General features: G+C 67.0%; 7 protein-coding genes and 2 pseudogenes. 2 read left to right on the forward strand and 7 right to left on the reverse strand.

Annotated features, from left to right (window positions below; translation table 11 throughout):
* Positions 1-156 precede the first annotated feature (156 nt).
* On the forward strand, positions 157-2829 hold the full coding sequence (locus ASG63_RS23840; protein ID WP_056222912.1) for an MMPL family transporter: 2673 nt from the start codon (positions 157-159) through the stop codon (positions 2827-2829).
* A gap of 96 nt (positions 2830-2925) precedes the next feature.
* Here the strand turns inward: ASG63_RS23840 and hpnK are convergent, their stop codons facing one another.
* The 5 genes from hpnK to ASG63_RS23865 form a co-directional block, all read right to left on the reverse strand.
* On the reverse strand, positions 2926-3762 hold the full coding sequence (gene hpnK / locus ASG63_RS23845) for a hopanoid biosynthesis-associated protein HpnK (protein ID WP_056222915.1): 837 nt from the start codon (positions 3760-3762) through the stop codon (positions 2926-2928).
* Between the two features lie 115 nt (positions 3763-3877).
* The gene (gene hpnJ / locus ASG63_RS23850; RefSeq protein ID WP_055951775.1) at positions 3878-5308 is read right to left on the reverse strand and encodes a hopanoid biosynthesis associated radical SAM protein HpnJ; all 1431 of its coding nucleotides are present in this window, start codon (positions 5306-5308) and stop codon (positions 3878-3880) included.
* Positions 5309-5365: 57 nt separating this feature from the next.
* Positions 5366-6544: a bacteriohopanetetrol glucosamine biosynthesis glycosyltransferase HpnI gene (gene hpnI / locus ASG63_RS23855; protein WP_056223039.1), complete on the reverse strand. Its 1179-nt coding sequence runs from the start codon at positions 6542-6544 to the stop codon at positions 5366-5368.
* A gap of 106 nt (positions 6545-6650) precedes the next feature.
* Entirely contained in the window at positions 6651-7262 is a 612-nt protein-coding gene (locus ASG63_RS23860) for an MlaC/ttg2D family ABC transporter substrate-binding protein (RefSeq protein WP_056222918.1), read from the reverse strand.
* Positions 7253-8341, reverse strand: coding sequence for a flippase-like domain-containing protein (locus tag ASG63_RS23865; protein ID WP_056222921.1), 1089 nt, complete (start codon positions 8339-8341; stop codon positions 7253-7255). Before ASG63_RS23865 ends, ASG63_RS23860 begins: the two co-directional genes overlap by 10 nt.
* A gap of 209 nt (positions 8342-8550) precedes the next feature.
* Between ASG63_RS23865 and ASG63_RS23870 the strand changes: the two genes are divergently transcribed.
* Complete coding sequence (locus ASG63_RS23870; protein WP_056222924.1) at positions 8551-9732, forward strand: hypothetical protein; 1182 nt, start codon at positions 8551-8553, stop codon at positions 9730-9732.
* A 57-nt stretch (positions 9733-9789) separates the two neighbouring features.
* Here ASG63_RS23870 and ASG63_RS26720 read toward each other — a convergent pair.
* Positions 9790-9967 (reverse strand): annotated as a pseudogene (locus tag ASG63_RS26720) (polysaccharide biosynthesis/export family protein); the annotation flags it as partial.
* A 1-nt stretch (position 9968) separates the two neighbouring features.
* Positions 9969-11008: pseudogene (locus tag ASG63_RS23875) on the reverse strand (polysaccharide biosynthesis/export family protein); the annotation flags it as partial.

The raw sequence follows: 11008 nt of genomic DNA on the forward strand, positions 1-11008 counted from the left end.
TCCGGCCGATCGCGCGCCGGATTCGGGTTTTGCACCAACAGGTGATAACCGGCGTCACAAGACAGATCGATTCCCGTCCCGTGGCCGTACTGGCCTCGGCGCCCACATGTGGCGCGGCCGGGCGGCAATCGGATCGCTCAGGCAGGTAGGATACTCGTGATCGAACGGCTCGTCGCGTTTTCCGTCCAGCGTCGCTGGTTGGTCATAGCTCTCGTCGCACTCGTCACCGTGGCAAGTGCCGGTGTGGCGGCTCACCTCTTCAAGATCAATACCGACGTCGAGCGGTTGATCGACAAGGATGTGCCCTGGCGACAGGACGAGATCAACTACGAGAAGGCCTTTCCGCAACGCACGGGCACCCTCGTCGCGGTCATCGACGGCAAGACGCCCGAGGAGGCGGAGGAAGCGGCGGCCGAGTTCTCGGCGGCCCTCGTCAGCCACAAGGACATGATCGAGTCGGTCTACCGTCCGGACGGCGGTGCCTTCTACGAGAAGAACGGCTTCCTCCTGATGTCGCAGGAGGAGCTGACCAAGACCACCGAGCAGCTCGTGCAGCAGCAGGGTCTGCTGGGTCCGCTGGCCGCCGATCCGTCCCTGCGCGGTATCATGCGGGTGCTGGGTCTCGGCGCGCGCGGCATCAAGAGCGGCGATGCCAAGCTCGAGGATCTCGAGCGGCCGATGACGCAGATCGATGCGACCGTGCGCAAGGTGCTGGCCGGCGAGCCGGCGCGGATGTCCTGGCAGATGCTCCTGTCGAACGGGCAGACGCAGAGCACCGACCTGCGCAAGTTCGTGATGATCCAGCCGGTGCTGGACTACAACGCTCTGCAGCCCGGCGCGAACGCCACCGAGGTGGTGCGCAAGGTCGCTTCCGATCTCAAGATCAACACCCTGGGTGGTCCTGAATTCGCCGGTGCGCCGCGCATGCGGCTGACCGGGCCCGTGGCGGTGGCGGATGACGAATTCGCCACCCTCTCCGAAGATGCGCTCCTGAACTATAGCGTCACGGTCGGGGCGATCGTCCTGTTCCTCTGGCTCGCCCTGCGCTCCGCGCCACTGATCGGCGCCGTGCTGATCACCACCTTTGCGGGCCTCATCGTCACCGCCGGCCTCGGCCTGCTGATGGTGGGCGAATTGAACCCGATCTCGGTGGCGTTCGCGGCGCTCTTCGTCGGCCTCGGCATCGATTTCGGCATCCAGTTCGCGGTCCGCTACCGTGCCGACCGCTTCGAGCAACCCGACCTCCTCTCGGCCATGCGGGCCGCCGCGCACGGAGTCGGCTGGTCGCTGACCCTGGCGGCGATCTCCCTGATCGCCGGCTTCTTCGCGTTCCTGCCCACCGCGTTCCGCGGCGTCTCCGAGCTCGGCCTCATCGCCGGTGTCGGCATGATCGTGGCCTATCTGTTCGCCCTCACGCTGCTGCCCGCGCTCATCGCGGTGTTCAAGCCGAAGGGCGAGCGCGAGGCCGTCGAGACCACCTGGCTCGCCGGCGTCGACCCGTGGATCATCCGCAACCGCAAGCCGATCCTGATCGGCGTCGGCGTGATCACGCTGGCGGGCACTCCGCTTCTCTTCAAGCTGCCTTTCGACTCCAACCCGATGCACCTGCGCAGCCCGAAGGTGGAGTCGATCTCGACCTATCTCGACCTGATCAAGGATCCGGCGACCAGCCCGAACATCATCGACGTGATGGCGCCCTCCGTGGAGGCTGTCCCGGCCCTGGCCGACAAGCTCACGAAGCTGAAGTCGGTGGCCAAGGTGATCGACATCAACACCTTCGTGCCGCCGGATCAGGACCAGAAGCTCGCGACCATCGCCGAGACGGCGCAGCTCCTCGGTCCCGTGCTGAATCCGGGCCGCAAGCCGCCGCCGCCCACGGATGCGGACAACGTCAAGGCGATCAAGGAGGCGGTCACGGCCCTGCGGGGCATCGTGTCAGGTTCCGATGCACCAGGCGCGAAGGCGGCGGGCGACCTCGCCACCGACCTCGACAAGCTCGCCGCCGCACCGGTCGGCACCCGCGAGGCCGCCAGCGTCGCGCTCACCACCGACCTGAAGACGCTGCTGACCCGCCTCTCAGGGCTCCTGAACCCCGAGAAAGTTACGCTGGACAACCTGCCGCCGAAGCTCAAGGCCGAGTGGGTCGCCGCCGACGGACGCTCGCGGATCGAGGTCCACCCGAGCGGTGACGCCAACGACAACCGCGTCCTGCGGAACTTCGCCAAGGAGGTCCAGAGCGTCGCGCCGCACGCGACCGGGGCTCCCGTCGCGACGACCTCGTCGAGCTACACCATCCTCGGCGCGTTCCTGCAGGCCGCGATCACCGCCCTGGTCCTGATCTTCATCATCCTGTCGGTGGCGCTCCGGAAGCCGTGGGACGTGGCGATGACCCTGGGGCCCCTGGTGCTGGCGACCCTGTGGACGCTGATGGCGCTGCACATCGTCGGGATGCCGCTGAACTTCGCCAACATCATTGCGATGCCGTTGATGCTCGCCGTCGGCGTGGCCTTCCACATCTACTACGTCATCGCCTGGCGGGCCGGCGTCACCGACATGCTGGCCTCCAGCCTGACGCGGGCGATCTTCTTCTCGGCCCTGACCACCGGCACCGCCTTCGGCTCGCTGGTGCTTTCCAGCCATCCGGGCACGGCCAGCATGGGCAAGCTCCTTGCCCTGTCGCTGTTCTTCACCCTGGTAGCCGCGTTCTTCGTGGTCCCGGCCTTCCTTGGCCCACCGCCCAAGCACCCCGATCCGAAGCGCCCCGAAGGCGACGCAGCCCTGCCGCCGACCGCACGGGCTCAGACGGCGGAAGCCGTTCCCGCGAAGTAGGCCGCTACTTTCAAAGCAAAACGAAAAACGGGCGCGGATCGAATCCGCGCCCGTTTCCGATCCGGAAGCGCGATCGGCGACGGGCCGTTCGAACCCTCACGTCAGAAAGTCCGAGAACCCGCCACGCGGGATCCCGGCGACGGCCGCCGAACTTTCCGGAGCGATGAGCGCGTCGCGCTCGGCCGCGTAGGCATAACCCGGAGCCTCGCCCGGGAACCCGCCCCCGGTCGCCGGGTGGGTATAAAGTTCGGTGAGACCGTCCGGCAGATGTGTCAGAAGGCCCGCCACACGGGCCGGCGTCATTGCTCCCGACCAAGCGAGACCAAGCGTCCGATCGGGGATCAGGAGGCCGGCCTGGCGTGCGCGGACCGCGAGGAGCGCGGCCCAGGGTGCCGTGTCCAGGGCCGCCTTCGCCTGCGTCCCCGGCTCGGCCGCCCGCAGGACCGCCCGGGTCTCCCGCGGGACGCGGATCGCCCGCATGCCGTGCCGAGCGCCGGCCGCCAGGACGAGCCCGGCGATCAGCGGGTGCACGTGGAAGTGCTTGTGGGCGTTGACGTGGTCGAGGGACAGGCCCGTCGCCGCATAGGCGCGGAACTGCGCCTCGATCTCTGCAGCGAGCTGTCGGCGCGCCGATGCCTTCAGCGCGAGATCCAGACCCAGCCGGCCCATATCGCTGCGAATCTGCCCGTCCGGCCCGACGAGATCCGGCAGTTCGGCCGGCGGCAAGGTCGGCCAAGCCTCCACCATCACGAGATGCAGACCGACCCGCAGGGACGGCAGGCGCTTGGCCCGTTCCACTGCATCAGCGGCGGCCGGCGCCGAGACCATCAGACTCGCGGCAGTGAGGATACCGTCACGGTGGGCCTGCTCCACCGCCTCATTGACCTGAAGGCTGAGGCCGAAGTCATCGGCCGTGACAACCAATCGCTTCATACAGCGGCTCCGGTTGGCGGACGAGATCCCCGTCCGCGGCTGGGGACCTGAACCCCGAAACGCGAAACGGCCGGGCTTTCCAGCCCGGCCGTCTCACATCGAACTGGCGTCGCGCTCAGGCGGCGGCGCTGGTCTGACGCTCCTTGAGGAAGCGGTAGAACTCCACGCCCTCGCGCAGGCGACGCTTCATCATGTCGGGGGACCGAACCATCTCGGAGACGATCGAGGCGATCTTCGGCGCACGGAAATAGAACTTCTTGTAGAATTCCTCGACGGCCGCGAAGATTTCCGTATGCGACAGGTGCGGATAGTGAAGCGGCGCGATCTGAACGCCGTTCTCATCCACCAGTTCAGCATTCTCGACGTCGAGCCAGCCGTTCTCGACGGCCTGCTTGTAGAGGAACGTACCGGGATAGGGCGCGGCCAGCGAGACCTGGATCGTGTGCGGGTTGATGCGCTTGGCGAAGGCAATCGTCTCCTGGATCGTCTCCTTCGTCTCGCCCGGGAGGCCGACGATGAAGGTGCCGTGGATGGCGATACCGAGTTCGTGGCAGTCCTTCGTGAACTTCTCGGCCACCTCGACGCGCATGCCCTTCTTGATGTTGTTCAGGATTTTCTGGTTGCCGGACTCGTAGCCGACCAGCAGCAGGCGCAGGCCGTTATCCTTCAGGACCTTCAGGGTCTCGCGGGGCACGTTCGCCTTGGCGTTGCACGACCAGGTCACGCCGAGCTTGCCGAGCTCGCGAGCGATCTCCTCGGCGCGGGGCAGGTTGTCCGTGAAGGTGTCGTCGTCGAAGAAGAACTCCTTCGTCTGCGGGAATTCCTTCAGGCAGTACTTGATCTCTTCGATCACGTGCGCGACCGAGCGGGTCCGATAGGTGTGGCCGCCGACCGTCTGCGGCCAGAGGCAGAAGGTGCAGCGCGACTTGCAGCCACGGCCCGAATAGAACGAAATGTAGGGGTGCTTCAGGTAACCGATGAAGTACTTCTCCATCTCGAGGTCGCGCTTGTAGACCGACGTCACGAACGGCAGCTGATCCATGTCCGTCATGATCTCGCGGTCCTCGTTATGGACCACGACGCCATTGGCATCACGATAGGACAAGCCCTTGATCTCGGACATCGGGGTGCCGTCGGCGACTTCCTTGACGGTGAAGTCGAACTCGTTGCGGGCACAGAAATCGATGCAGGGGGCCTGCGCCATGGAGCCGGCGGCGTCCACCGCCACCTTCGCGCCGATCAGGCCGGCGATGAGCTTCGGGTTGGCAGCCTTCAGCGCCTCGACGGTCTTCACATCCGACTTGAACGACGGAACCGAGGTGTGAAGCACCACGAGATCGAAATCGTGCGCCTGCGCGACGATTTCGTCGAGTTTGATGTTGTGCGGCGGGGCGTCGATCAGCTTCGAGTTCGGCACCAGAGCGGCCGGCTGAGCGAGCCAGGTCGGATACCAGAACGACTTGATCTCGCGCTTGGCCTGGTAGCGGGAGCCGGCGCCGCCATCGAAGCCGTCGAAGGTGGGGGCCTGCAGGAAGAGGGTGCGCATGGGGTTCAAGGCCTCAGCGAGATCAGGGGAAAGATGAAACGAGGGTCGAGGCGAAGGTCAGAGCGACGATGCACCAGCATCGCGGCCGAGCGTCGTCTCCGGGATCAAGGTACCGTCTGCAACCACGCGATAATCGTGGCCCTTCCATGTCACCGCACCTGAGACGAAGCTCCAGGTGAAGTTCATGAAGGAGAGGATGTCACGTATCGGCAACAGCCAGTAGGGGTGCGCGGCGAGGCCGAAGGCACGTTCCAGCCGGACGCAGAGGACGATGCGGCAGGCGAGCGCGAAGGCGGCGACCGCGAGGGCAGTGGTGCCAGCCCCGGGAATCAGCGCGCCGATCAGGGCCAGCGGAAAGGCGTGCGTGACGAACGAACCGGCGTATCCGGCCGGATCGACGTTTCGGATGGTGCGGTTCCAACGCAGTTCGTGGCTCCACAGGCTCGCCAGGTCGGTATCGACGCAGGTGTGCCCGATGCTGAAGCTCGGGATCGCCACGAGGCCGCCCTGCGCGCGCAGGGCCTCGCCGATGGCATAATCGTCCGCGAGATCGTCCCGAAACGCCTCGAAGCCGCCGATCGCCGCCAGCGCCTTCGTGCTGAAGGCGATGGTCGAGCCGAAGCACGGGTTGGCAAGGCCGAGGGACGTCCCCATCACCACGTTGGGGAGGAACTGGACATCGATGGCGAGCGCAGAGAGGTGGGCCCAGATGCCCCGATGCGCCGGTACACCGTGATAGAGGCAGGTGACGCCGTTGACGCCCGGCTGGCCCAGCGCAGCGACGATGCGGGCGAGGTAATCCGGCTTCACAACCATGTCGCTGTCGGCGAGGACGACGACGTCATGGGCGATGCGGGCCGACATGTTGATCAGATTCGAGACCTTGCGGTTCGAACCGTGTTGGCGGGCGTCGATCACAAGATCCAGGCGAGCCGCCGGATAGGTGGCCTGCAACCGGCGGACCACCGGGATCGCCGGATCGGCGGCGTTCTGGACACCGAACACGATCTGGACCGGCGCCGGATAGGCCTGTTGGCAGAACGTCTCGAGATTCTCGTAGAGGTTCGGCTCGATCCCGCAGAGGGGCTTGAGGATCGTGACCGTCGGGACCGTAGATCCGAGCTTCGGCTCGGGCTTCTGCGCGAACCGGGTGGCCAGGGCAGCCGCCGCCAGGCCGTAGAAGCAGCCGACCAGGGCGATCAGCGGCAGAAGGTGCGAGAGCCAGGTCAGGTCCATGAAGGGCATCGCTCGGTCACGGGTCTCGTGAGAGTGCCGCGGTAGCGAGCGGCGCGAATCGTCGAAGGCGGGGAGAGGAACAAAGTCCGGCGTGTTTCACCCGACTCTAAGGCGCTGGTTTGACGGCGAGCATTCCCGTGGTGCGATCGCGCATGAATGTGAGGAGGCCGTCCGCACCGCCGATCTTCAGCGGCTCGGTGAAACTGCCGCGCAGGCTCGCCACTTCGCTGACGTTACCGTTGAGATAGACGTCCTGCACCCGGTTGCCGGAACCGACCAGGAAATCGACCTGGGAGGTGTCGCCGTCCTTGTTGGCGACTTCGGTCTGGACGACGCGGTTGGCACCCCGCGCTTCGCTCTGCGGTTTCACCGTGAACTTGCCGCCGGCCGCCTGCGCGAGTCGTGTGGCATAGGTCGCGGTGAAGTATCGGCCGAAGGCCTCGGTCAGCGCGCCCTGCTGCTCCGGCGTGAAGGTCTTCCACTTCGGTCCGGCAGCCAGGCGGATCATGGCCGGGAAATCGAAGGTCTCGCTCAGGGTGGGACCGATGCTGGCCGCACGCGCCCCGACATCCTTCGGAGCCTCCTTCAGGGCCGCTTCGAAGATCGTATAGACCTTGCTGATCGACTCCACCGCGGCATCGTCCGCCGCGCGCGCGGTCGGGCTCAGGTGCAGCAGGCCGAAGAGGAGGGCTGCGAGAACGACGCGATTTAGGCGCACTTCTTGAGATCTCCCAGATCGGCCTCGGCGCGAGCGCGGCTGCCGAAGTCATTGGCGAGCACCGGGACGAGAAGGTCGTGCCGCAGGGCGGGTTCGGCCCGCGCCTCCGCCGCCACCGGCTCGACGGCCTGGGTGCCCTCCAGCGCATGCCAGGCGAAGAGGCCGGGAACACCCACCAGAAGGTCGGCGAGACGCTTGACCAGGGACAGCGCCAGGGCCGCCTCAGCGGGGATGCCGAAGATGGCGCAGAGCGCGATGAGGCCGCCCTCCTGGGCGCCGAGGGCGCCCGGGACCGCGAAGGCCGCGCCGCGAACCGCCTGGGCGAGGCTCTCGATCACCACCGCCTCGACGATGCTGACCGGATAGCCCATGAAATGCAGGGCGACATAGACCTCGACCGTGCCGATGAACCAGCCGATCAGGTGGATGCCGAGGCCACCGGCGACGCGGCCGCGGTTGCCGTATAGACGCTTCAGGCTGTCGTAGAGTACGTCGATGGCGCCGAGGGCCCGCCATTCGCGCGAGCCGGCGAAGCGGCTGACCAGGGCCTGGATGACCTGATGGCCGCTCCGGCGCTGGATCAGGTAGAAAGCGCCGAGAGCGGGCGCCGCGAGGGCGAGACCGCCTGCCACCGTCCGGACGATCGGACCATCGCCGGCGATCCAGACCAGGAGCAGGACGCCCGCGACGGTGAACAGGAACTGGGTGACCGCCTGGGTCATCAGGTCGACGAACATGCTGGCGCCCGCGATTCCGCCGGGCACACCGCGCTTGGTTAGGAGCCGGGCACCGACGAAATCGCCGCCGACCTGGGCCACGGGGAGGAGCGTGTTGATGCCCTCACGCACGAAGCGCAGGGTCATGCAGTCCCAGAGCGTCGGGCGCGCCGCTGCCGGAAAGATCACGAACCAGCCGAGGCCGGCCCAGGCCACCGCGACGGCGCGTGCGACGACCACGATCAGGGCACCCCAACCGGCGCTGACCACAGCAGCCGCGACGTCTTCCAGTCCCGAGGACAGGAACAGGCCGACGACCGTGCAGAGACCGGCGATCAGGGCCAATGTCGTGAGACGTTTCATGGGCCCCTTTCGGCCAGCAGCACAGCGAATCGCAGCTTAGATCCGCCGTGTTTCCGACCGGAAAAAACCGTCGGAAACGGTGAACGTCTCCGGAAGTTGCAGCTTTGGGAACCGTTGTCTATCACCCCGGAGACACAGTCAGAACCAAAGCGGCACAGGGCGGAAGGCCCGAGAATCAGCCGTCGGGGCGGACAGGGGAACGGAATTCGATGGACCGCGAATCACACATCACGACCGGTGAGGTCGTGCACGACGACGCGCAGGTGGAGCGCTACGCCGGAAGCGCCTACGGGGCGACCCGCGATCCTGCGCCGAGCTCTCCGGTCATGGCCTGGAACGAGTGGGACCCGCTGGAGGAGGTCATCGTCGGAAGTCTCGACGGTGCGACCATTCCGACACACCACCTGACGGTCATCTTCAACCTTCCGCGAGCGGCACAGCCGTTCTATCGCTTCGCGTCCGGGTTCCGGTACCCGAAGTTCATGAAGACGCTCGCGCAGAAGGAGCTCGACAACTTCATCTCGATCCTGGCCGGCGAGGGCGTGAAGATCCGCCGTCCCGACTCGCTCGACTTCTCGCGGAAGTACAAGGCGCCGCGCTGGTCCTCCCGCGGCTTCTGCGTCGCCTGCCCACGCGATCCGTACCTCGTGATCGGCGACGAGATCATCGAGAGCCCGATGTGCTGGCGCTCGCGCTACTTCGAGGGTGATGCCTACCGCTCGCTGTTCAAGGAGTACTTCCGGAACGGTGCGCGCTGGACCTCGGCGCCCCGGCCGCAGCTCACGGACGAACTCTACAACTACGACTACCGGGTGCCGAACCTGAAGGCCGGCGAAGCGATGCAGTTCACCGTCAATGAGTTCGAGCCGGTCTTCGACGCAGCCGATTTCGTGCGCTGCGGCCGCGACATCTTCGTGACGCGCTCCAACGTGACCAACCTGATGGGCATCGAGTGGCTGCGCCGCCACCTCGGCTCCGGCTTCCGGGTCCATGAGATCGAGAGCCGCTGCCCGCAGCCGATGCACATCGACTCGTCGTTCATGCCGCTGGCGCCCGGCAAGGTGCTGGTCAACCCGGACTACATCGACGTCGAGAAGCTGCCCGCCGTCCTGAAGAAGTGGGACGTGCTGATCGCGCCCCGGCCCGATCCCGTCGAGGGCTTCATGAGCAAGATCTCGATGTGCTCGCCCTGGACGTCGATCAACGTCCTGGCGCTCGACGAGAAGAAGATCGTCGTCGACGCGAGCCAGCCGACACTGATCAAGGCGCTCAAGGATTGGGGGTTCGATCCGATCCCGGCGCCGTTCTTGTCCTACGGCCCGTTCGGTGGTTCGTTCCACTGCGCCACGCTGGACGTCCGCCGCCGCGGCACGCTGAAGTCCTACTTCTAGGATCAGGTACGTCGGTGAACGAAGGGAGGGGGCGCAGCGAGCGCCCCCTTTTTCGTGTCAGCGCGAGACGCTGTAGACCGACGCCGCCGCCGAGACCGGTGCGGTGACGGTTGAGAAGACGGAGAGGACCTTTTGGACCTCGGTGAAGGGGGCGTTGGAGACGTAGACGAGGTCGCGGTTGCGCATGCGGAAGGCCTGGGTCAGGAACAGGCTGTTGGGGTCGCGCATGTTGATCNTGGACCTCGGTGAAGGGGGCGTTGGAGACGTAGACGAGGTCGCGGTTGCGCATGCGGAAGGCCTGGGTCAGGAACAGGCTGTTGGGGTCGCGCATGTTGATCCGGTAGACCACCGGSACCAGGGGCGTGCCCAGCAGGGGRCTGCCCGGCTTCAGRCGCCGCACCACCGCGGCCGGCTCGAAGCGGAAGATGAAGGTGCCCGAGGGATCGGCCTGGAAGTCGGACAGGCCGCGCGCCTTGGCCAGCGCCTGGGCCAGGGTGATGCCCTCGGCCTGGAACGGGATCTCGGTGGAGTTGCCCAGCGCGCCCACCGCCAGGAAGGTCTGGGGATCGCGCACCAGGGTCAGGGTGTCGCCCGGGCGCAGGAAGATGTTCTCGACCGGGTTCGACACCACCGTGGTCAGCGGCACCGTGGCGGTCTGCTGGCCCCGCGAGAGCCGCACGAAGGTCTCGTTGACCGGCGCGCGCACGCCCCCGGCGGTGGCGACCACGTCGAGCAGGCGGTCSCCCTTGCCCGAGAGCGGCACCCGGGCCCCGGCCACGACCTCGCCGGTGACGGTCACCGTCTGGGACACCGCCTTGGTGACCGAGACCAGCACCTGGGGCTGGATCGCCTTGCCGGCGAGCTCGGTYTCGATCAGGGCCTGCACGTCCTGGGGCCGGCGCCCGGCCACCTGGATGCGCCCGGCATAGGGCACGCTGATGGCCCCGTCGCGGGGCACCACCTGCTCGGGGATGAGGGCGGACTTGGAGCCGGCCGAGAAGCGGTCGGCCACCAGGGGCCCGGAGAACAACCCGCCCGAGCCGGCCTCCCAGACCGAGACGGCCACGTAGTCGCCCACCCCGATCACGGGCTCGAGGGAGGGGCGCCGGTCCCCGAAGGAGGCCAGCAGGCTGTCCAGCGCMCGCCCGCGCAGCGCCTCGATCGTGGCCGCCGACAGGTCCACGATCTCGTAGCGGGCGAACGTCCCCTCGCTCGTGGACACGTCCGCCCCCTCCACAACCGCCCCCGTCGTCGGGCCGGCCGCAGGCAGAAGCGA

This window comes from Methylobacterium sp. Leaf94 (genome assembly GCF_001426045.1).
Classification (GTDB): domain Bacteria; phylum Pseudomonadota; class Alphaproteobacteria; order Rhizobiales; family Beijerinckiaceae; genus Methylobacterium.